The following is a 22,190-nucleotide window of genomic DNA, read 5'->3' on the forward strand; positions in this document are numbered from 1 at the left end:
TTATAACATTCTCTTTTGGTCCAAAAACTAAAAGCCTATTTCCGATTGGCCCTCGGAAATAGGCTTTTTTTATATGCCACGATTTAACTTTCTTTTTTCTTAAAATATTCAATAATTTCTTCTCCATTATTGACTGGTTTTACTGGAGAAGAATGTGTTTCTTCATAGGCGTAGTCAGGTAAAGCAACTTTAGTCTGAATTGGCGGTAATTTTTCCTGTCCACCTGTAGTAATTCTTTCAATAAAACCTGCAAGCCACAGAACAAATTCTTGTGTATTTTTGCTCTTTGGAATAAGGCTTAAATCCAATTTAATTTTAGATTCCTGTAAGGGTTTAATTAGTAATTCAGCAAAATCAATATAATTGTATAAAAGCTTAAGTTTTGTCCCCTTAAGCTCATGTCTGAGTTCAATCATCAAATTGTTAAGATCCTCCATAGGCTCATCTGTAAAGCCTTTTTTTTCTTTAACATTTTGATAGATTTTCTCAGCTATTCTTAAGTACTGGGGCATATCCTTACCTTTATAAAACTGTTATCACTAAAATGAATTTTGGATGAATATAAGTAACTTGTTGTGTTTATTTTATTAATTTTTTGAAACTATAATTTACTAGAAAAACAATTCATTAACAACAAATTATTAAAAAGACAATACCAACTTAATTCATTGATTAATCTTATATTTTCATATAATTATCTTTTTTATTGTGTTACGTATTTTATAGAAAATAACGATAAGAAAACCCACGTAAAAGTGAGTTTTCTTAGATGAAATAATTATGAGTTTTTATCCATTTGTTGAGGAACGGTTGGATCATTAGAGCCATGTGTTCCATCATCATCTGTTGAATGTCGATCTTGGCAAGCGCTCATACCCATTGCGATTGCAAATACCATACTCACAGCACAAAAAATTCTTAACATTGAGATCACCCTGATTAATCTTAAGATGTAAGCTTATGAATAACATTATCTTCTGTTGACCTACCGCAGTGGTTCTCTTAACTTTTGTAGATTATGCAAGCTTTTGTAAAAATCAAAATTAAATAAATGATCAAAAAATATCATTCTTGCAATTGATATTTTAATTAAATTTTGGCATTAGCTAATTAATTCAGATTATCATATTGATGAAAGTAAAATTATTCATCCTTTCCGAGTTTGTGTCTTATTAAGTCAATGATTGCAAACAATATATAAATTAACAATTAATAAATATTTGATATATAAACATTAAAACTCAATTATTAAGATTAGGTATAATAATTAATCAATCGCTTAAATTCCAAATAATGAGTTATTTTATTAATAAAAATTTAAAAATATTAATATTTGTTTATATAAACCAATCTTTTATTTTTGCAATTGACCCGCTTTAATGCTCAGCTTATGATGCTCCGGCTGACCTATTTTGTCAGTCGGTTTTAGCAGACCGTCTACCTAAGAGCACTAAAAACACGTTTTTTGGTGTGGAGCCCCTCGTGCCTTTGACGGAGGAACGGGAGTGGGACACCTTCGGGTGCGCTGGTTTCTTAGGTATCAGTCTGCTAACCCTCTTTCGTTTCACCACCATAATTAATAGCAGTGATTGGGCGTAACTTCTTTTATCAAGGAGTCTCTAATGACTATTATTTTATATCATTTTATTTTTCTTAAAATTTATTATCTTATCGTTCAGCTTAAAACACTTTTAAAGAATTCCTACCATCTTTTCACCTATCCAAACTTTTATCTTTATACGGAAAAAATCTCAAGATTTAACGCCAATTAAAGATTAAAACATCTCTATACCAAATCGAACGATAACAACAACCAACTAAGAGCAATTATGATGTTTTTTTTATATCGTATTGTTTTAATGAGCATCCTATTAATAAGTTCTATAAGTTTATTAGGTTGCCGATCTATCAGTAAAAATGAATTTAACAGACATTGTGTTTGGGCAGGACGCGCACTTTCACAATGTAATTGTATTTATAACTCTTTAGAAGAACATTATTCGCCACAATTTGTAGAAAACTTACCTAAAGTAAGCTTACAAAATATTGATGCGGATATGCACTTTGTGGAAACGATGAATGAAACCATGCACCAATGTCAGTTAAGTGCTAGAAAAAACTTAATTAACTAATCTTTGCCTGCTCTACCAAGAAATCTAAAAATGCCCTTACGCGTTTAGGGACATATTTGTCATGTCCTATCCAAACAGCATGAAATTCTTCAGAAGCATTGATATTCCAGTCTTCAAGAATTTTAACCAATAGTTTTTGCTCTAGCGCTTTTCGAACTTGGAATTCATTAAGCTGTGCAACACCAACACCTGCAAGCGCTAATTGTAAGATTGCTTCTCCATGATTTACTCTCAGGACTTGAGTAGGTGCAAGTGTGATTTCTTGCTCATCTTTTTTAAACAACCATGTTTTATTCTGACGCTGATAACTTACATCTAAAAGCTGATGTGCATAAAGCTCTTCTGGGTGCTGCGGACAACCATACTTTTCAATATATGCAGGTGAACAGACGTAATGTTTCTGTGTGCTTCCGAGTGAGCGAGCAACCAAATTTGAGCTTTTTAAAGGCCCTGTCCGGATTGCAACATCAATCCGTTGCTCAACTAAATTAATGACTTCATCACTCAAATGTGCCTCTAATTCAATTTGTGGATAGCACTCGTTAAATAGAGAAATACAAGGCAATAAAAAATGCGTCCAATATGAAAGACTGGTATGAATTCTAATTCGCCCTTGCGGCATGTGATTTGCAGTAACTGATTGCTCTAGTTCATCTAAGTTATTGAGTATGTGAATGCCTTGCTCATAAAACTGACATCCTTCACTGGTAAGCTGAAACTGGCGTGTTGAACGGTTAAGCAATCTAACGCCAAGTCTTTTTTCCAACCGAGAAATTAACTTACTGACCGCAGACGGCGTCATGTCACAAGCTCTTGCAACGGCAGAGAAACTCCCAAGCTCGACCACTCGAATAAAAATTGCCAACTCGCCAGACCGATTAATATCAAAATATGACATAACAACATCTATTTATGAATTTCATTCACAAATCTTATTCCGCTTATGTCGCTATAACAAGCCAGCAATTTGTTTCAAGATAACTTTAATTCGTTTTAAAGAGTTCACGAGATGAAACTTTATCAACCCGCCCTATTCTCTCTCATTTTATTTACGAGCTTTGCACAAGCAGAAGTACAAAAGAGCCAATGGGTTACCACTTGGGCAGCTAGCCCACAAAAAGTCTGGAATAAAGATTTCGTTTTCCCGACCAATATTCCAGAGCAAATATCTAATCAGACCATTAAACAAATCAGTCAAATTAGTTTAGGTGGTGAAGCTGTTAGGCTTGTCTTTACAAATCAATATGGGGATCAACCGTTATATATTGATAAAACAACTGTGGGAATATTCAAAGGACAAAGTCTAAAAGCTAAGAGTGTCTATCCTGTTTATTTTTCTGGGAAACTTAAAGCACAGATTTTACCTGGCAAACAACTGATTAGTGATCCAATCCAATTACCAGTTCCCGATCATGCGCAGTTAATGGTAAATAGTTTTATTCAAAGGCCGACTACATTTAAAACTTTTCATTGGGATGCGAAACAAACCAGTTGGATTATTGCTGGTAATCAGACCGCGAACTTAAATACGTCTAGCAGTGCCAAAACAACAACTGCACGGTTATTATTATCGGCTATTGAAGTAAAAGCGAAGCGTAAAGCCCATGTTGTTGCAGTCATTGGAGACTCCATTACTGACGGCGCAACTGCAACTTTAGATGCAAATACGAGATGGACTGACTTTTTAGCTAAGCGCTTATCGACCCATCAAATAGCGGTTATTAATAGTGGAATTTCAGGGAATCGACTACTTACAGACGGTATGGGTGACAGTGCATTAAAACGTTTAAACAGTGAAGTGTTTCAATACTCAGGTGTTAAAACTTTAATTGTTTTAGTTGGTATTAATGATATTTCATGGCCCGGTACAGCTTTTGCACCTAAACAACAAATACCGTCGATTGAAGCCTTAACCGAAGGTTATAAACGTGTTGTAAAGAAAGCTCATGAGCAAGGTATTCAAGTGATTGGGGCGACGTTACTTCCCTTTTCAGGCGCTTTACCTAATACACCTTTAGATAATTATTACCAACCGAATAAAGATGAATTACGCCAGCGCATTAACCACTGGATGAGAACCAGTAAAACATTTGATGGGGTTCTTGATCTTGAAGAAGGCTTAAAAGATTCAAAACATTCTGACCGATTAAATCCAATTTATGATTCTGGAGATCATTTACATCCTAATGATCGCGGGAATCAACAAATGGCAAATCTGGTTGATTTAAACCAGCTAGTTAATCAATAAAACGCCAGATGCAGGTAGGAATTCGTATCCTACCTGCATCAATATTCATTAATTACCCTCTAACTCGGCGGTAAGTTTTGGTGTAATCGGCTGTTTTTCAGCTGCATAACGTCTTAGAACCATGACAGCGAAAAGCGCCAAAATTGCAGGGATTGCGATCATCACAAAATTCATTTTATGTGGCAATTCTAAACCCAATAACAAGCCCGTTAAAATTGGACCAACAATTGCCCCAATTCGACCAACACCAGAGGCACAGCCAATTCCTGTAGAACGCACACTTAATGGATAATATTGTGCAACATAACTATAAAGCAGAATTGAGGTCCCAATCGTTGCAGCTCCTGCAACGGTCACCAAACCATATAAAACATAGGCTGGTGACTTAAAGCCTAAACCGATTAATGCTAAAACTCCTGCCAGTAACATTCCCATAATTACCGGTTTTAAATGGAATTTATCAGACAAAATACCTCCACCAATTGAACCGATCATTGCGCCAACATTTAGAGCAAGCAAGAATAAAATACTTTTGCCCAATGAATACCCTGCTGCCAGCATGAGTTTTGGTAACCAGCTACTTAAGGCATACACCATGAGTAAGCACATGAAAAATACGAGCCAGAACATGAGTGTATTGAAGGCACGGCCTTGTTGAAATAATCCCTTTACAGAACTGCCTGTTGGAACATTATCTTCATTAAGCACTAATTGCGTATGGGTTGTTAGTGTTTGTTCAGGTGAAATTTTTTGAATAATTTTATGTGCCTGTTCAGTTTTACCAGTTTTAACCAAGAAGGTTAAAGATTCAGGTAAAAACTTCCAGATTACAGGTAATAAAAATAATGGAATACCAGCAATTAAAAACATAATTTGCCACCCCTGACTTTCAACCAAATAACTACCAATTAAGGCTGAAAGAATTCCACCAATCGCATAACCACTAAACATGGTCCCCACCAGAGTACTACGTATACGTTTAGGTGCGTATTCCGAGGTTAAAGCAACTAGATTTGGCATAACCCCACCAATGCCTAGTCCCGCCAAGAACCGAAGTACCCCAAACTCAAGTGGGCTTGATGCAAAAGCACCTAAAAAGGTAAAACCACTAAAAAGAGTGACACAAATTAAAATCACATTTTTACGGCCTATTTTGTCTGCCAAAGTTCCAAAGAACATTGCCCCAAACATCATTCCGCATAGTGCTGTACTTGCTAACATCCCCGCCTGTACAGCTGTTAATGACCATTCTTGCATTAGCAAAGGCAGTACAACGCCATAAATCACCAGATCATAACCATCAAAAACAATAATTAATAAACACCAAAGCAAAATGCTCCAGTGAAAAGGGGTAAATCGGGCCTGATCAATAACTTCATTTACATTTAATTTAGATGTTGTCATTTACTCACCTCCTCTGTGAGATAAATTCATATTTAATTTTTTAAAACGACATATTGCACCCTAAAGAAAAAACAGATTATTCAAGGTCTTGTTGAATAAATTAAAAGTCATAACTCGCCATCATATTGAAGCGGCTATCAATCCCGTTACGGCCATCAAAAGTTTCTCGTTCGCCATACACATATTCGACCCCCAAGGTAATTGGCTTGTAAGGGTTATACAGTGCATTTACCCAGCCCTGCCAAAGCTCTTTGTTTTGAGTAGTGCTATTACGTTGTAATTCGGCAAAACGGTTGTCATCTTTGGCTTTCATATAGCCATAAGCTAAGGTTGAACGAATTTGTGGTGTAAATTGATGAGTAATACCTAAAGAAATAGTGTCAAATTCATTGCTATGCATATTATTTTGATCATCTATTGCATAGCCGCTATTGCTCCATAGCAAGAAACGCCCATCTCCTTTGACATGGTAATAATCGGCTTTGAGTAATGTATCGGGCGTAATTTGGTATTTACCGCCGAAGCCCACGCCCCAAGCGACTTGCTCATCATTATTCGTTCTTTTTTCGGCAACTAAACTACGGGCAGATAACATCGAACCATTGGCAAATTTATGATTTAAGCGTCCTACCAAAGCTGGTAAGCGCATTTTATTGTCAGGGTCAGTTGTCGCAGTATATTTCGGGTCTTCAACTGATATTGCAAAACTGGTATTTGCCGTAATGTTATCGCTGTATCGAACCAACGGCGATCTTAATAATGCACTACCTACAAATGTGCCTGCATCAATCGTTTCCGGATAATATTCAGGTGCGATAAATGTTGACCACGTTTGGCCAATGAGCCATTTATCAAACGTTAAATAAGCATGGCGTATCCGAAACTGATCCCGAGTAGCAGCCCCAAAGAAGTCCATTTCCAGTTTCCCGCCCACATCACCCACAGCCGTTGGGGTTTTAAAATTCAACCCGAAACGTGTCACATTAACGGTACTGTGTACTTGGTCTTTTTGAGCAGATTCTTCTGGCGTATTTTCGAGTGGAACCCCACTAATATTGTTATACATGGTAGATGCGCCCTTCATTTGATAAGAAGCATCTGCCCGTATATAACCGTATAAATTAAATTCTGCACCAGACTTAGTTAACACTTGTTTTGTAGGCTGAGCAGTTTGGGGCATTGCAGAAGTTGCTAGCTCTACTCTTTGTTGCGATAAAGATTTCTGAGCTTGCATGTTGGCTTGTAGCATAGCCCGTAGTTCTTTTACTTCTTGGCGAAGTTGTTCTATTTCAGGATCTGTTTGACCTGCAAAAGCAGAAGACACAAACAGGGTCACAGAAACTGCCAATAGGCTTTTTTGAACCGTTGTATTTAAAGCATTTATCATAAAACTTTCCTTTTTTGATCTTTAATTAGACTTAAAGATCTCGACATCCTTTTTGTTATATACCTATCTAAAACAGGCTCTTAAACATCAGACTTTCTTCCTCTAGAAAGTCTTCCTCATATTTTTTAGACAAAACCTCCCTTAAGCAGCATTGAGGCCACTTTTTAATGTGTTATAGGTAAAGCTAGTTCTTCTAATTTTTTCGTTTTTTTATATTCTCATCCTCATTGAGAATATTTAGGTGTTAAGACAATATTCCTTTGTCTCTACTGACATTATTTTTTTGCAATAAAACCCTGATACGTCAAAATTTGCGTATACGGCTGTACACTCTCGAAACCAGTCTTTTGCAAAAGTTTTATATATCCTTCAGTAGTTAAGCTAAAAAAGTCTTGTGCCATACGCTCTAACATTTTCTGACATTGGTCTTCCGTTAAACCTTGATCCAAGCATAAATAACGTAGTGCTTGAAGCTGCTGTGGGTTTACACACGTCATTAAATCGTAAGTAAGTAAAACCGCTTTTTCTTTTAAGCGATCATAAATATCTTTAAAAAAAACAGGTTTTATTTCATCTGCAATAAAATGCGCTACGAGAATAGAAAGTGCAGCATCAAAGCAATTTTCCAGAGGCAAAGCCGAAGTTTCACCGTGAACAAAGGTTACTTGTGAAGATTTATCTAAAAGTTCAACCTGTTCTTGGGCTTTTTGCAGCATGGTCAAAGATGGATCAACTGCTGTAAATTTCCAGTTCGGATGTCGTTTAAGTAAATATTCGAGTTCATACCCCGTACCACAACCCACAATTAAGATATGAGCATTAGGTTTCAACACCGATTGTAAAATGGCATCCACCTGTTGATGGATGACTTCATAACCTGGAATTAATTTACGAATATGTTCGTCATATCCTTCGACTACTTTGGGGCTATTAAAGTCTTTTGCCATTTTGTTTTATCCTCTATTTAAACTGCCTTTAAATTTATAGTTTGCTGCACTTTGAACGGGCTTTCGACTTCTTTAGTCAAAGACATTTCCAGTTAAATTAAGCTCAGCTCGCATAATTTCCTGCAATTTAAACTTTTGCGCTTTGCCTGAAGCAGTCATTGGAAACTCATTAAAGAATCGGACATAACGCGGCACTTTATTATGAGAAATATGCTCTTTGCAGAATTGGCGAATACTGTTTTCATCAATTTGATGATGGTCATGCAAAATAATACAAGCACAAAGTTCTTCGCCATATCTGGCATCTGGTAAGCCAATGACTTGTACATCGCTTACATCTGGATGGGTATATAAAAAGTCTTCAATTTCTTTTGGAAAAAGATTCTCCCCACCACGAATCACCACATCTTTAATACGGCCTTTAATTTTAATAAAACCGTCTTGGTCCATTTCGGCAATATCACCCGTATGCATCCAGCCAGCTGAATCAATGACCTCTTTGGTCTTTTCTTCTTCGCCCCAATAGCCAGCCATCACTGAATAACCGCGAACACATAGCTCACCTAAAGTGCCTTGCGGAACAATCTGCCCTTCTAAGTCGACAATTTTAATTTCAACATGCGGATGAACATGCCCAACCGTGCTTACTCGTTTATCAATCGAATCATTTACCGAACTTTGTACACTTACTGGTGAGGTTTCAGTCATACCATAACAAATGGTGATTTCAGACATATGCATTCGGTCTATGACACGTTGCATAATTTCACGTGGACAAGGACTACCTGCCATAATTCCTGTTCTTAAGCTCGACAGGTCAAATTCATTAAACTGTTCATGTTCTAAAGTGGCAATAAACATGGTCGGCACGCCATAAGCTGCCGTACAACGTTCTTGATGAATCGCTTTTAAAGTTTCTAAAGGATTAAATACCGCCGATGGATAGACCATGGTTGAACCATGTGTCACACATGCCAGATTCCCCATGACCATGCCGAAACAATGAAACAACGGCACAGAAATACAAACTTTATCTTGAGGGGTTAAACGAATGCCTTCCCCCACGAAATAACCGTTATTTAAAATATTATGATGGGTCAACATGGTCCCTTTAGGGTTACCTGTTGTACCTGAAGTAAATTGGATATTAATGGTTTCATCAAACTGATGTTGCTTCGCTAATTGTTTTAATTGTTCTAGCTGTTCTGATGTTGGTGTGGTGACTAAATCACTAAAACGATAAATACCCGTATGCTGTTGGTCATCGATTTTAATGACAAATTTTAAATGTGGTAGTCGCGCTGAACTGAGCACTTTATCTGGACTATTAGGTAATTCAGGGGCAATTTTTGTCAGTAATTCTTGGTAATCAGTGGTTTTGAATTGAGAAGCAATAATCAATCCTTTACATGAGACTTTATTCAATACATATTCAAGTTCATGGCTTTTATAAGCTGTATTTAGATTGACTAAAATAATTCCTGCTTTAAAAGCTGCAAATTGGGTTACCGTCCATTCCACACAGTTAGGCGACCAAATCGCTAAGCGATCTCCTTTTTTTAATCCCAATTTTAAAAGGCTACAAGCAAAAGCGTTTACTTCATCCTGTAAAGCTTTATAGGTTAATCGTCTGTTTTGATGGAAACTGACGATGGCTTCCTTTTCTGCATATTGCCGACAGGCCTGATCGAATTGTTCACCAATGGTCATACCCAATAAGGGCTGTGTGCTTGGTCCCGAGGCGTAGCTTAACCGTTCTTGTTGCATTGAATCATTCTCCTTGATTCTTTTAATTCTCTTCTTACCTGATCTAATTGTTGTTACTGCAACTACTTTTCCAAACCGCCTACTTTGTAATGTTTATCCTTTATATGCCCTATTTCTTCTGCACAGCATCTACACAAAAGTCAGCAATCTGTTTTGAAAAATAGTCTTTGTGCGCATGATCAAACTTTGTATTTTGAGCTGGGTCTAGGGGTTCAACTACCACATAGGTCATGGCCCCGACAACACAAAGTGCTGCTGTGTTTAAATCATCCAAGACAAACTCACCACTTGCATTTCCATCCGCAAGTATTTTTTTAATACTCTGTTTAATCAATTGCTTCACACGAAAACGCTCATGTTCAACCGTTGAATCGACGGGTTCAAACATGAGTGAATATGCAAGCTGAGGACTATTCAGTGCCCGTTTTACAAAGGTTGCCACCGCCTTGTGTAATTTCTGCTTTGCCGATAATTCACTTTCGGTAATCGAATCAATCACCAATAGTTCTGTATTAATAGCCTCGGACAAAACTTCAATCAGCACTTGGCTTTTATTATCAAAGTAGCGATAAACCAGTCCACTAGATACACCCGCTTGCTCTGCAATTGTTTGTATTTGCGCGTCTTTAAATCCTCCCTCTGAAATTATTTTTCTGGCTGAACTCAAAATCGATTTACGATTTTGCTCCATCCGCTCTTGCATTAAAGATGATCGTTTATAGCTCATAATTTATTCTCTAACAAATAAAATGAATTGTAAATCATTTTATGAATCTGTATTCACTTTTTCAAAAAATCATTGTATGTTACTTATCAAATACCCACAAAATATTTTATGGACAACAAATATAACCAATAGGATGAAAATATCATGAACCTACGCAGCTTGAATTTCGGTCTAGATGAAACTTTAATTGCGCTTCAAGATTCGGTAGCCGCATTTTGTGCAAAAGAAATTGCACCAATTGCCCAACAAGTTGATCAAGACAACAAATTCCCTGCACATCTCTGGAAAAAATTCGGAGATATGGGCCTTTTAGGCATGACTGTTTCTGAAGAATATGGCGGTGCAAATATGGGTTATTTAGCTCATATTATTGCTATGCAAGAAATTTCTCGTGCTTCGGCAGCCATTGGTTTGTCTTACGGTGCTCATTCTAATTTATGTGTAAACCAAATTAACCGTAACGGTAACGAGCAGCAAAAACAGAAATATTTACCAAAATTGATTTCCGGTGAATATGTTGGTGCCCTTGCAATGTCTGAACCCAATGCGGGTTCTGATGTCGTTAGCATGAAATTACGTGCTGAACAAAAAGGTGATCACTTCGTTTTAAATGGTTCAAAAATGTGGATCACTAACGGCGGTGATGCAGATGTACTCGTGGTTTACGCTAAAACTGATCCGCAAGCTGGTGCAAAAGGCATGACTGCTTTTTTAGTTGAAAAAAGCATGAAAGGCTTTAGTCACGGCAACCACTTAGACAAACTCGGTATGCGTGGCTCTAACACTTACCCGCTGTTCTTTGACAATGTGGAAGTACCTGCTGAAAACGTACTCGGCGGTGTTGGTAACGGCACAAAAGTACTCATGAGTGGTTTGGACTATGAACGTGCAGTTTTAAGTGCCGGACCTTTAGGCATTATGGATGCCTGCCTAGATGTGGTAATTCCATACTTACACCAACGTGAACAGTTTGGACAAGCTTTAGGTGAATTCCAACTTATGCAAGGCAAACTTGCCGATATGTATTCAACTTGGTTGGCATGTAAAGCTCTTGTTTATGCTGTTGGTGCTGCATGTGATAAAGCTGACCATGACCGCAGCCTACGTAAAGATGCTGCAAGTGCCATTTTATATGCTGCCGAAAAAGCAACATGGATGGCTGGTGAAGCAATCCAAACTTTAGGCGGTAATGGTTATATCAATGAATTCCCTGCTGGGCGTTTATGGCGCGATGCAAAACTTTATGAAATTGGTGCCGGAACTTCTGAAATTCGCCGCATGCTGATCGGCCGCGAACTCTTCAATGAAACCAAATAATAATTATAAATAAGGACGCATCTTATGAACCAATTACAAAGCAAGATTAATGTTCGAAGTGAAGACTTCAAAACAAACCAGCAAGCCATGCAAACATTGGTCACAGATCTAAAACAAGTTGCACAGCATATTGCTTTAGGCGGCGGTGAAAATGCCCGTCAAAAACATTTGGCTCGAGGTAAACTTTTACCTCGTGAACGTATTGATCAACTGATTGATGTCGGTACGGCATTTTTAGAGATTGGTCAGTTGGCAGCATACAACGTTTATGAAGATGATGTTCCTGCCGCGGGCGTAATTGCGGGTATTGGTCAAGTCAACGGCATCACTTGTATGATCGTTGCCAACGATGCAACGGTTAAAGGTGGAACATATTACCCACTTACGGTTAAAAAGCATTTACGCGCACAAGAAATTGCCGAACAAAATCATTTGCCTTGTATTTATTTGGTGGACTCAGGCGGTGCCTACTTACCAATGCAAGATGAGGTTTTCCCAGACCGCGATCACTTCGGGCGTATTTTCTATAATCAGGCACGCATGTCGAGCCTAGGTATTGCCCAAATCGCTGTGGTAATGGGAAGCTGTACCGCAGGTGGTGCTTATGTTCCAGCCATGTCTGATGAAACCATTATTGTCCGTAACCAAGGTACGATTTTCTTAGGTGGCCCTCCTCTTGTAAAAGCTGCAACTGGCGAAGTCGTAAGCAGTGAAGATTTAGGGGGTGGTGATGTACACACACGTCTTTCAGGTGTGGCTGACCATTTAGCTGAAAATGATGAGCATGCAATTGCGATTGCACGAAATATTGTCGCTAACCTTAATAAAAAGCCAAACGACTTAAATAAACAAGTTGATGAACCATTGTTTGATGCATCAGAACTCTATGGTGTGGTTCCAAGTGATGCACGTAAACCTTTTGATGTTCGTGAAGTCATTGCACGTATTGTAGATGGCTCTCGTTTTGATGAGTTTAAAGCACGTTTTGGTTCAACACTCATTACTGGTTTCGCTTCACTCTATGGTATGCCAGTCGGGATTATTGCCAATAACGGGATTTTATTTTCCGAGTCTGCACAAAAAGGTGCGCACTTTATTGAGCTATGCACACAGCGCAATATTCCATTGTTATTCCTACAAAACATTACGGGCTTTATGGTTGGTCGTCAGTATGAAAATGAAGGAATTGCAAAAAACGGCGCCAAATTAGTGATGGCAGTTGCAACCGCAAATGTACCTAAACTCACCCTAATTATTGGCGGTTCGTTTGGTGCGGGTAACTACGGCATGTGTGGCCGTGCTTATTCACCACGCTTTTTATGGACATGGCCAAACTCTCGTATTTCTGTGATGGGCGGAGAACAAGCCGCAAGTGTACTTTCGACTTTAAAACGTGATCAGATTGAGCAAAAAGGTGCCGAGTGGTCAGCTCAACAAGAAGACGAGTTTAAACAACCAATTCGTGAACAGTACGAGCGCCAAGGCCATCCATATTATGCATCTGCCCGCCTTTGGGATGACGGTGTAATCGACCCAGCGCAAACTCGCCAAGTACTCGGTTTAAGTCTTGCATCTGCGATGAATGCTCCAATCCAGCCAACCAAATTTGGCGTATTCCGCATGTAAGAGGTGTATATGAGCTATCAATTTTTACAACTCGAACAACAAGGTCAGGTTGCCTATGTTTGGCTGAACCGCCCTGAACTACACAATGCTTTTAATACGACAGTTATTGAAGAGCTGCATGCTTGCTTTAAGCAAATCAATACACGTGATGATGTTCGTGTAGTGGTTCTAGCAGGTCGCGGCAAAAGCTTTTCGGCAGGTGCCGACCTCAACTGGATGAAACAGGCAGGTCAGGCATCTTCAGCAGAAAATGAAGCAGATGCATTAAAACTTGCGCAAATGTTGGATGCACTTGCAACACTTAAACAACCGACTATTGCTCGTGTACATGGCATTGCCTTTGGCGGCGGTATGGGCTTGGCATCGGCATGTGATATTTGCATTGCCAGCACTGATGCCAAGTTTGCAACATCTGAGGTTCGTTTAGGGCTTGCTCCATCTACCATTAGCCCCTATGTAATTCGTGCAATTGGTGCAAGACAAGCCTCTCGTTACTTCTTAACTGCCGAGCGAATTTCTGCACGTGAAGCCAAACACATTGGCTTGGCACATGAAGTTGCAGATGCTGAAGACTTAGATAAAAAAGTTCAAGAAATTGTTGATGCTCTATTACTCGGTGGCCCGCATGCTCAAGCGGCATCAAAACAACTCATTCAAATGGTGAGCAACCAGACCATGAGCAATGAGTTGCTGCAACAGACAGCACATCATATTGCTCAAGTTCGTCAAGGCAGCGAGGCAAAAGAAGGTCTGAGTGCCTTTTTAAATAAACAACAGCCTGCTTGGGTTTCTAACTCGAATAACAACAATTAAGGACGATCATCATGTTTGAAAAGATTTTAATTGCGAACCGTGGCGAAATTGCCTGCCGCGTGATTCGTACAGCTAAAAAATTAGGTATTAGAACGGTTGCCGTTTACTCCGATGCAGACGCAAATGCACAACATGTCAAACTTGCAGATGAAGCGGTTTATATTGGTCAGTCCCCTGCAACACAAAGTTATTTGCAAGCCGACCGCATTATTCAAGCAGCGATTGATACAGGCAGCCAAGCAGTTCACCCAGGCTACGGTTTCCTTTCTGAAAATGACCAGTTTGCACTCGCTTGCCAACAACACAACATTTGCTTTATAGGCCCACCAGTGGATGCCATTTTAGCGATGGGCTTAAAAGCGACCTCGAAAGCTTTAATGGAAAAAGCTGGTGTCCCTTTAACACCGGGTTATCACGGGACCAACCAAGATGCCGACTTTTTAAAACAACAGGCAGACCGAATTGGCTATCCTGTTTTAATTAAAGCCAGTGCGGGCGGCGGTGGTAAAGGCATGAGTCTGGTTGAACGCAGTGAAGATTTTCTGCATGCCTTAGCCTCTTGTAAACGTGAAGCAAAATCAAGCTTTGGTAATGATGACGTCTTAATTGAGCGTTATGTGATTCAGCCTAGACATATTGAAGTTCAAGTGTTTGGCGATACACATGGCAACTATGTTCATTTGTTTGAACGCGACTGTTCTGTACAACGCCGCCACCAAAAAGTGTTAGAAGAAGCCCCTGCTCCACAAATGCCAAGCGAAAAGCTCGATGCAATGCGCCAAGCTGCAATTGATGCTGCACGTGCCGTAGATTATGTCGGTGCCGGTACGGTTGAGTTTATTGTGGAACAAGACGGTACGGCGTATTTCATGGAAATGAATACCCGCTTACAAGTCGAACACCCAGTGACTGAAATGATTACCGGTGAAGACTTGGTTGAATGGCAACTACGTGTAGCTTATGGCGAACCTTTACCTAAACTACAAAACGAATTGCAAATTCACGGGCATGCGCTCGAAGCACGAATCTATGCCGAAGAACCTGAAAAAGGCTTTTTACCTGCGATTGGTAAAATTGACTATTTGCACTACCCAACTCAAAACCAATATGTGCGTGTAGACAGCGGTATTGTTGAAGGCGATGAAATCACGACTTATTACGACCCGATGATAGCTAAACTGATCGTATGGGGTAAAAACCGTGAAGCTGCGCTTATTCAAATGCAACACGCTTTAAGTCAATTCCATGTCGATGGCTTAGGCAACAACATTGCCTTTCTTGAAAAGATTGTTCGCAGCGACTCATTCAAACAAGCCAAGCTTGATACCAACCTGATTCAACGCGAACAAAACTTCTTGTTTAGCCCTGAAGATATCAAACCAGAACTTGTAGTGGCAGCAGCATTTATTGAGTTTCTAAGTAAACTTAATAACAACAGCTCAAGCCAAAAACAGCTTTGGCAGGCTCAGCCACTTTGGCGTTTAAATATTGCCTATCAGCACAGCATTAAACTGAATTATTTAAACCAAAATATCCAAATCAAATTTGCTTCAAGTGAACAAGGCTTCACCGCAGAATATAACGGACAAAGCTACCCTATTTCTGGTCAATTAATTGATGCGCATACTGCCTCTGTTCAAATTGGTGGAACTCAGCAAAAGCTATCTTTTAACCAAAGTCAGCAAGGCATTACATTATTCCAAAATGGGCAAAGCTATAAATTTGCTTATATTCGTCAAGATTTTAATCAAGCAGATAACCAAGCCGATGAAGGTCACCTGAAAGCCCCAATGCCGGGTGTAGTCACACAAGTGCTGGTGAGTGCAAATCATAGCGTTAAGAAAGACGATATTTTAATGACGCTTGAAGCGATGAAAATGGAATATACCATCCGTGCGCCTAAAGACGGCTTGATTGTAGACTCCTATTTCCAAGTCGGTGATCAAGTCAAAGCTGGCGACGAGCTTGTGGAATTTCAGCCTGCTCAGGAGGAAGTTGCATGAGTGAGTTTGTCAAAATCGTGGAGGTCGGTCCCAGAGATGGCCTCCAAAACGAAAAGCAAGCTTTAACCGTCGAACAACGCTTAAACTTCATTAATGACCTGATTAATGCTGGCCTAAAATCGATTGAAGTCGGTTCATGCGTTTCGGCAAAATGGGTGCCGCAAATGGCTCAAAGTGACGAGCTATTTAAGCTGTTACCCCAAACAACCGATGTGCAATTTAGCCTGCTCACTCCCAATATCAAAGGTTTTGAAACTGCTCAAGCGGTAGGATGCAAAGAGGTTGCGGTGTTTACCGCAGCTTCTGAAAGCTTTACCCGTAAAAATATCAACTGCTCAATCGATGAGAGCTTTGAAAAATTTAGCGATGTCATGAGCGCAGCAAAAACACATAACATCCGTGTACGCGGTTATGTCTCTTGTATTGTCGATTGCCCTTATGAAGGCGCAATTGCTCCTGAACAAGTCGTAAAAGTTGTTAAACGACTCTATGACATGGGCTGCTATGAAGTGTCTTTAGGTGAAACCATTGGCACAGCAACGCCAGATCGCGTTCAAAAGGTTTGGCAAGCCTGCCTCGCTGAACTCGACAGCAAGGTTTTGGCAGGACATTTCCACAACACCTATGGTATGGCGATTGCCAATATTTATCAGTCTTTACAGCAAGGCATTCGTGTTTTTGATTCGTCCCTTGCAGGACTTGGCGGTTGCCCTTATGCCAAAGGTGCTTCTGGCAATGTATCGACCGAAGATCTGTTTTATTTGCTGTCGCACATGGGGTTTGAAACGGGCATTGATTTAGAGAAACTAATGCAAGCCAGCCAAAATATTAGCAATGTATTAAATCGAAAAAGCTTGTCGAATTATGCAAATGCTTATTGGCAAACCAAGTGTGCGTAGTCATAAATTAAAATAGCTCAGCATCTGGTATAAGGCTTAATATTAGGCAAAGTACCAGATCATCCTATCTCATCTTTATCTCATTTCATTCAGGAATTGGGACTGAACCTCTCATGCAATTTTTTTAAAATTTATCATTTATCTCTGTATTAAATGCCCCTCTCAACAGAAGCATTCTCTACCCTATTTTTATTCTAAATCCGTATTATTCTTCATCCTTTTCTAGCTTAGTCCTTAAAAAAATTATCTCATTATTTATAAAAATAAGATGCATCCATTTCGATTCTTGGCGAAATATATTCTTCCACCCAGTCTAACCATGCACGTGTTTTAGCATCAATAAAATGGCGTGAAGGCAATAAGGTATAAACCCCTATATCGGGCGAACGCCACTCTGGCAAGATATGACATAATCTTCCATTCTGAACTGCATCTAAAGCCGAAAACATCGGTAATAACGCCACGCCCATATCTTGTTGCACCACATCTAATAATAACTCAGGGTTATCTGCAATGAGTTGCCCGCCAGTATCAATTTGGTAAGACTCACCTTTTGCATTTAATAAGTGCCAATCTGGTGTAATAGATGGGTTTACTAAGCGTAAACAGGCATGGTTTTTTAAGTCTTCTGGGGACTTCGGCACACCATGTTTTTCTAAATATGCAGGTGATGCACATAAAACAGAAAAAATGGTCCCAATTCTGCGTGCAACAAACCGAGAATCTGTTAATGATTCAGTCAGATAAAGACTGACATCCACCCCTTTTGCCAATAGGTCTGGAACGTACTGTGAAGTCGTATATTCCACGGTTAGTTCAGGGTAATGCTTACAAAACTCGGCCATTACTGGAAAAACATAATGATGCCCAAAGCTTCCCATACTTAATACGCGTAAACGCCCTTTGGGTTTAGATGCCGTTCCTGTTACTTCTGATTCTGCTTCATCCACCATTGAAATGACTTGGCGACAGCTCTCTGCATAAGTCGCACCAATATCGGTCAGTGCCTGCTGGCGCGTTGAGCGTTGTATGAGTTTTGTACCTAAGCGTGTTTCTAGCTCGCTGATAAGACGTGAAACCTGTGCTGTGGTCAGATCCATCTGCTCAGCTGCTGCTGTGAAACTCCCGCTATCAATCACTTTCAGGAATGCATGCATTGCATGCAATAGTCCACCATCGAGATTTTTGCGCATAACGTAAATATGTTTTCCTAAATTACGGATTGTTGCACCAGTTTAGTTCAACCACAATGACTAAATGTACATACATTGGCACTAATTCTTTTTAAGAAGAGGAACCGATCTTTTTTTATTTCGTATGTCACTTGCTCCAAATATTCAACTGGATGTTGAAAAAAGAAAGTAGTCCGAGCTACTAAAAATTCTAAGGAGATATAAATGAATATAGCTACAAAAGTCACTCCAAATATTATTGCAACAAAGGATGTGTCACTTGAAGATAAATATGTAAGTGATAACGGTACAGCATATATGACTGGCATTCAGGCACTTGTTCGGTTGCCTCTTGCCCAAACTCGCCGTGACGCGATCAATGGTTATCATACTGCTGGTTTTATTTCTGGTTATCGCGGTTCTCCTGTTGGTAACTATGATAGTTTCCTTTGGCAAGTTCAAGGATTACTTAAATCCCATAATGTTGTATTTCAACCTGGTGTAAACGAAGACTTAGCTGCTACCGCAATTTGGGGTACGCAACAAGTTAACCTTTCAGGCCAAGGCAAATATGATGGAGTGTCTTCATGGTGGTATGGTAAAGGCCCGGGTGTTGACCGTTCAGGCGATGTACTCCGCCATGCTAACTTAGCTGGTACCTCTGAACGTGGTGGTGTCGTTGCTTTATTTGGTGATGACCACTCATGTAAATCTTCTACAATCCCTCACCAGTCTGAACATGTCATGATTGGTTGCGGTATTCCAATTTTCTACCCAACATCCGTTCAACAAATTTTAGACTTTGGTGTTCACGCCATTGCAGTTTCACGTTTTTCTGGCCTTTGGTCTTCAATGAAGCTGGTTAGTGAAATTGTAGAAACTTCTGCTTCTGTTCATGTCGACCTAGACCGTGTTACTCCGGTTATACCAGAAGATGTCAATTTCCCAGAGGGTGGCGTCAATATTCGTTGGCCAGATCATGGCATTCAGCAAGAAGAACGCCTTTATAAATATCGCTTACCTGCTGTTTTGGCTTATGCCCGCGCGAATAAAATCAACACCGTTACATGGCCTTGTGAAAATGCCCGTATTGGTATTGCCGCAAGTGGTAAAGGTTATTTAGATACGATTGAAGCCTTACGCATTTTAGGTATTGAAGATGAAACTGCCCAACAACTTGGGCTACGTGTTTATCAAGTTGGTCTGATTTGGCCTTTAGAACCACAAGGTGTTCGTGAGTTTGCCGAAGGTTTACAAGAACTGATCGTTATTGAAGAAAAACGTCCAATTATTGAAACACAAATTAAAGATGAGCTGTACTCACTGCCTGATGGCAAACGCCCACATGTGATTGGTAAAGCAACTGATGGCAAAGGTGAATGGAGTACCTCTATTGAAGAAGCACCGCTCATTGGTCACTATGAGTACCAGCCTGAACCTATTGCAAAAATGCTGGCTGCTCGCTTCTTAAAACTCGATATTCCAGAAAGCTTAAAAACACAAATCCAAAGCAGAATCGACTTACTGCTAAAAGCAGAGCAAGAATCAAAACGTGTTATTGATCTTGCTGAACGTAAACCGTATTTCTGTAGTGGTTGCCCACATAACTCTTCAACAGTCGTTCCTGAAGGTAGCCGTGCATTAGGCGGTATCGGTTGTCACTATATTGCAGTTTCACTTGACCGTGGTACCGAAACATTCTCGCAAATGGGCGGTGAAGGTGTAAGTTGGGTGGGTGCATCACCATTTACCAATGAAAAACATATTTTTGCGAACCTTGGTGACGGAACTTACTTCCACTCTGGTTACTTAGCAATCCGTCAGTCCATCGCTGCAAAAACTAATATTACCTATAAAATCCTCTACAACGATGCCGTCGCTATGACAGGCGGTCAGCATGTAGATGGTCATTTGAGCGTTGCACAGTTAACTCGTCAGCTTGCTGCTGAAGGTATTAAAAAACAAGTCATCGTGACTGATGAAGTTAAACTATTAAATGAAGAAGATGGCATTGCACCAGGTGTAGAAATTCGCCACCGTAATGAGCTCGACGCAGTTCAACGCGAGCTTCGCGAGGTTTCTGGCGTAACCGCTTTAATTTATGTACAAACCTGTGCCAGTGAAAAACGCCGTCGCCGTAAACGTGATGCCTACCCTGATCCAGCTGAGCGTTTATACATTAACAGTGATATTTGCGAGGGCTGTGGCGACTGTTCGAAAAAATCAAACTGTTTATCTATTGAGCCAGTAGAGACTGCTTTAGGTACTAAACGTCAAATTAACCAAAGTAGCTGTAATAAAGACTTCACTTGTGCCGAAGGTTTCTGCCCAAGTTTTGTGACTGTTCATACACGTGACATGAAACGTCCGGCTAAATTTGAAGGTATTGGTGCAGGCTGGCCAACATCACCAGTTATTCCTCAGTTATATGACGTTCCAAGTCGTATTATGGTTGGTGGTATTGGTGGTACAGGTGTTGTGACTATTGGTGCACTCCTTGGTATGGCAGCTCACCTAGAAGGTAAAGCTACACGTGTTATGGACATGGCAGGTCTTGCTCAAAAAGGTGGTACGGTTTATTCATACGTTCAACTTGCAGCAAGTGATGAGCAAATTTCTTCTACCAAAATTCCGGCAGGTCAATGTGAATTATTGATTGGTGCAGATGCGGTAGTGGCTGGTGGTAGCGCTGCTCTATCTCGCTTAAAAGATGATGCCTTAGTTATTGTGAATGAAGACAGCACCCCTACTTCTGAGTTTATTAAATCTCGTGACTGGTATGCGCCTATTAGTGATTTAATAGACCGTCTTCGTGGTCGTGTTCGCCAAGGTCAACTGGTTTCTCTGCCAGCCGCTCGCATTGCAACACAACTCTTAGGTGATTCAATTTATACCAACCAGTTATTACTCGGTATGGCATGGCAGTCTGGACGCATTCCGCTATTACGTGAAAGCATTGAAAAAGCAATTCGCTTAAATGGTACTGCTGTTGAAAAGAATATCGAAGCTTTCCGTGTGGGTTGTCATCTTGCAAGTGACCCAACTTTAGCTGCACGCTTAGTTGCGGCAATGCCAAAAACCAAAACTCCGCAAACTTTGGCTGAACTTGTTGAAGATCGTTCTGCTCGTTTAACAGACTACTGGAATGAAGCTTATGCAGCTAAATACCGCACACTTGTAGAATTGGCAGCTAAAAAGTTACCAGAAGAATTAACGGGTACCATTGCAACTCAGCTTTACAGAGTCATGGCTTATAAAGATGAATATGAAGTTGCTCGTCTTTTAACAGGTAAAAGCTTCAAAGAATCGATTGAAACCCAATTCGGTAAAGGCTTACGTTTAACGTATCATCTTGCTCCGCCAGCGTTACTTGGTGGGCTGAAGAATGTCCGTAAACGTGCGTTTGGTTACTGGATGCGCTTCCCAATGATGATGCTTGCTCGCTTACAATGGCTTCGTGAAACTTTCCTTGACCCATTTGCACGTCAAGAAGAACGTCAACACGAACAAGCATGGCGTGATCGTTACATCGCATTTGTTGAAGCACTTGTTGAAGCACCAGACAATCATAACTTGGTAGTTGCTGAGCAAATTGCAAAATTACCAGCAGAAGTCCGTGGTTATGGACATATCAAAATGAAAGCAATGGACGCTGCAAAACAACGTTGGGATGAACTTACACCAACACTGCTAAAAGTCCGTAACTAAAAATTAAATCTCAAAATAAAAAAGTCATCCTTAGGGATGA

Annotated in this window: 17 protein-coding genes; 8 read left to right on the top strand and 9 right to left on the bottom strand. The window is 40.0% G+C overall.

The genetic code is table 11. The features are described from left to right. Positions 1 to 83: 83 nt before the first annotated feature. Positions 84 to 512, bottom strand: coding sequence for a hypothetical protein (locus AOLE_RS11830; RefSeq protein WP_013198217.1), 429 nt, complete (start codon positions 510 to 512; stop codon positions 84 to 86). A 266-nt stretch (positions 513 to 778) separates the two neighbouring features. Next, entirely contained in the window at positions 779 to 925 is a 147-nt protein-coding gene (locus AOLE_RS20505; RefSeq protein WP_005304246.1) for a hypothetical protein, read from the bottom strand. 904 nt (positions 926 to 1,829) lie between these two features. Between AOLE_RS20505 and AOLE_RS11835 the strand changes: the two genes are divergently transcribed. After that, complete coding sequence (locus AOLE_RS11835) at positions 1,830 to 2,132, top strand: hypothetical protein (RefSeq protein WP_005304244.1); 303 nt, start codon at positions 1,830 to 1,832, stop codon at positions 2,130 to 2,132. Here the strand turns inward: AOLE_RS11835 and AOLE_RS11840 are convergent. After that, entirely contained in the window at positions 2,125 to 3,030 is a 906-nt protein-coding gene (locus AOLE_RS11840) for a LysR family transcriptional regulator (RefSeq protein WP_013198219.1), read from the bottom strand. The two genes, AOLE_RS11835 and AOLE_RS11840, sit on opposite strands and share 8 nt — an antisense overlap. Before the next feature lie 111 nt (positions 3,031 to 3,141). Between AOLE_RS11840 and AOLE_RS11845 the strand changes: the two genes are divergently transcribed. Then, positions 3,142 to 4,380, top strand: a complete 1,239-nt coding sequence (locus AOLE_RS11845; protein ID WP_013198220.1) for an SGNH/GDSL hydrolase family protein — start codon at positions 3,142 to 3,144, stop codon at positions 4,378 to 4,380. A gap of 48 nt (positions 4,381 to 4,428) precedes the next feature. Here the strand turns inward: AOLE_RS11845 and AOLE_RS11850 are convergent, their stop codons facing one another. From AOLE_RS11850 to AOLE_RS11870, 5 genes are all read right to left on the bottom strand, one after another. Beyond that, positions 4,429 to 5,784 (bottom strand): MFS transporter, encoded by a 1,356-nt coding sequence (locus AOLE_RS11850; RefSeq protein ID WP_013198221.1) that lies wholly within the window; start codon positions 5,782 to 5,784, stop codon positions 4,429 to 4,431. A gap of 100 nt (positions 5,785 to 5,884) precedes the next feature. Continuing rightward, positions 5,885 to 7,168, bottom strand: a complete 1,284-nt coding sequence (locus tag AOLE_RS11855; protein WP_085942212.1) for a DcaP family trimeric outer membrane transporter — start codon at positions 7,166 to 7,168, stop codon at positions 5,885 to 5,887. A 278-nt stretch (positions 7,169 to 7,446) separates the two neighbouring features. Further along, positions 7,447 to 8,118, bottom strand: coding sequence for a class I SAM-dependent methyltransferase (locus AOLE_RS11860; RefSeq protein WP_005304229.1), 672 nt, complete (start codon positions 8,116 to 8,118; stop codon positions 7,447 to 7,449). Between the two features lie 72 nt (positions 8,119 to 8,190). After that, on the bottom strand, positions 8,191 to 9,885 hold the full coding sequence (locus AOLE_RS11865) for an AMP-binding protein (RefSeq protein WP_013198223.1): 1,695 nt from the start codon (positions 9,883 to 9,885) through the stop codon (positions 8,191 to 8,193). A gap of 109 nt (positions 9,886 to 9,994) precedes the next feature. Beyond that, positions 9,995 to 10,612: a TetR/AcrR family transcriptional regulator gene (locus tag AOLE_RS11870; protein WP_013198224.1), complete on the bottom strand. Its 618-nt coding sequence runs from the start codon at positions 10,610 to 10,612 to the stop codon at positions 9,995 to 9,997. A gap of 144 nt (positions 10,613 to 10,756) precedes the next feature. On the opposite strand from AOLE_RS11870, the gene AOLE_RS11875 reads away from it, so the two are divergent. From AOLE_RS11875 to AOLE_RS11895, 5 genes are read left to right on the top strand one after another with little or no spacing between them, the layout of a single operon-like run. Next, a complete protein-coding gene (locus tag AOLE_RS11875; protein ID WP_005304222.1) occupies positions 10,757 to 11,929 on the top strand; it encodes an isovaleryl-CoA dehydrogenase in 1,173 nt (390 codons plus the stop codon). A gap of 24 nt (positions 11,930 to 11,953) precedes the next feature. Then, positions 11,954 to 13,555 (top strand): carboxyl transferase domain-containing protein, encoded by a 1,602-nt coding sequence (locus AOLE_RS11880; RefSeq protein ID WP_013198225.1) that lies wholly within the window; start codon positions 11,954 to 11,956, stop codon positions 13,553 to 13,555. A 9-nt stretch (positions 13,556 to 13,564) separates the two neighbouring features. Continuing rightward, complete coding sequence (locus tag AOLE_RS11885; RefSeq protein WP_013198226.1) at positions 13,565 to 14,368, top strand: enoyl-CoA hydratase/isomerase family protein; 804 nt, start codon at positions 13,565 to 13,567, stop codon at positions 14,366 to 14,368. 11 nt (positions 14,369 to 14,379) lie between these two features. After that, a complete protein-coding gene (locus AOLE_RS11890; protein ID WP_013198227.1) occupies positions 14,380 to 16,371 on the top strand; it encodes an acetyl/propionyl/methylcrotonyl-CoA carboxylase subunit alpha in 1,992 nt (663 codons plus the stop codon). Further along, positions 16,368 to 17,270 carry a hydroxymethylglutaryl-CoA lyase gene (locus AOLE_RS11895; RefSeq protein ID WP_013198228.1) on the top strand — a complete coding sequence of 301 codons (903 nt, stop codon included), beginning with the start codon at positions 16,368 to 16,370 and terminating at the stop codon, positions 17,268 to 17,270. Before AOLE_RS11890 ends, AOLE_RS11895 begins: the two co-directional genes overlap by 4 nt. 251 nt (positions 17,271 to 17,521) lie before the next feature. On the opposite strand, the gene AOLE_RS11900 is transcribed toward AOLE_RS11895, so the two are convergent. Continuing rightward, the gene (locus AOLE_RS11900; RefSeq protein WP_013198229.1) at positions 17,522 to 18,463 is read right to left on the bottom strand and encodes a LysR family transcriptional regulator; all 942 of its coding nucleotides are present in this window, start codon (positions 18,461 to 18,463) and stop codon (positions 17,522 to 17,524) included. A 204-nt stretch (positions 18,464 to 18,667) separates the two neighbouring features. Here AOLE_RS11900 and AOLE_RS11905 point away from each other — a divergent pair, with 204 nt between their 5' ends. Next, complete coding sequence (locus tag AOLE_RS11905) at positions 18,668 to 22,150, top strand: indolepyruvate ferredoxin oxidoreductase family protein (RefSeq protein ID WP_013198230.1); 3,483 nt, start codon at positions 18,668 to 18,670, stop codon at positions 22,148 to 22,150. Positions 22,151 to 22,190 lie beyond the last annotated feature (40 nt).

It is taken from the genome of Acinetobacter oleivorans DR1 (assembly GCF_000196795.1).
GTDB lineage: Bacteria > Pseudomonadota > Gammaproteobacteria > Pseudomonadales > Moraxellaceae > Acinetobacter > Acinetobacter oleivorans.

Excerpts from the sequence above, each read along its gene's own strand:
- AOLE_RS11830 (WP_013198217.1), bottom strand. The coding sequence starts at position 512 with ATGCCCCAGTACTTAAGAATAGCTGAGAAAATCTATCAAAATGTTAAA.
- AOLE_RS20505 (WP_005304246.1), bottom strand. The coding sequence starts at position 925 with ATGTTAAGAATTTTTTGTGCTGTGAGTATGGTATTTGCAATCGCAATG.
- AOLE_RS11835 (WP_005304244.1), top strand. The coding sequence starts at position 1,830 with ATGATGTTTTTTTTATATCGTATTGTTTTAATGAGCATCCTATTAATA.
- AOLE_RS11840 (WP_013198219.1), bottom strand. The coding sequence starts at position 3,030 with ATGTCATATTTTGATATTAATCGGTCTGGCGAGTTGGCAATTTTTATT.
- AOLE_RS11845 (WP_013198220.1), top strand. The coding sequence starts at position 3,142 with ATGAAACTTTATCAACCCGCCCTATTCTCTCTCATTTTATTTACGAGC.
- AOLE_RS11850 (WP_013198221.1), bottom strand. The coding sequence starts at position 5,784 with ATGACAACATCTAAATTAAATGTAAATGAAGTTATTGATCAGGCCCGA.
- AOLE_RS11860 (WP_005304229.1), bottom strand. The coding sequence starts at position 8,118 with ATGGCAAAAGACTTTAATAGCCCCAAAGTAGTCGAAGGATATGACGAA.
- AOLE_RS11865 (WP_013198223.1), bottom strand. The coding sequence starts at position 9,885 with ATGCAACAAGAACGGTTAAGCTACGCCTCGGGACCAAGCACACAGCCC.
- AOLE_RS11870 (WP_013198224.1), bottom strand. The coding sequence starts at position 10,612 with ATGAGCTATAAACGATCATCTTTAATGCAAGAGCGGATGGAGCAAAAT.
- AOLE_RS11875 (WP_005304222.1), top strand. The coding sequence starts at position 10,757 with ATGAACCTACGCAGCTTGAATTTCGGTCTAGATGAAACTTTAATTGCG.
- AOLE_RS11880 (WP_013198225.1), top strand. The coding sequence starts at position 11,954 with ATGAACCAATTACAAAGCAAGATTAATGTTCGAAGTGAAGACTTCAAA.
- AOLE_RS11885 (WP_013198226.1), top strand. The coding sequence starts at position 13,565 with ATGAGCTATCAATTTTTACAACTCGAACAACAAGGTCAGGTTGCCTAT.
- AOLE_RS11890 (WP_013198227.1), top strand. The coding sequence starts at position 14,380 with ATGTTTGAAAAGATTTTAATTGCGAACCGTGGCGAAATTGCCTGCCGC.
- AOLE_RS11895 (WP_013198228.1), top strand. The coding sequence starts at position 16,368 with ATGAGTGAGTTTGTCAAAATCGTGGAGGTCGGTCCCAGAGATGGCCTC.
- AOLE_RS11900 (WP_013198229.1), bottom strand. The coding sequence starts at position 18,463 with ATGCGCAAAAATCTCGATGGTGGACTATTGCATGCAATGCATGCATTC.
- AOLE_RS11905 (WP_013198230.1), top strand. The coding sequence starts at position 18,668 with ATGAATATAGCTACAAAAGTCACTCCAAATATTATTGCAACAAAGGAT.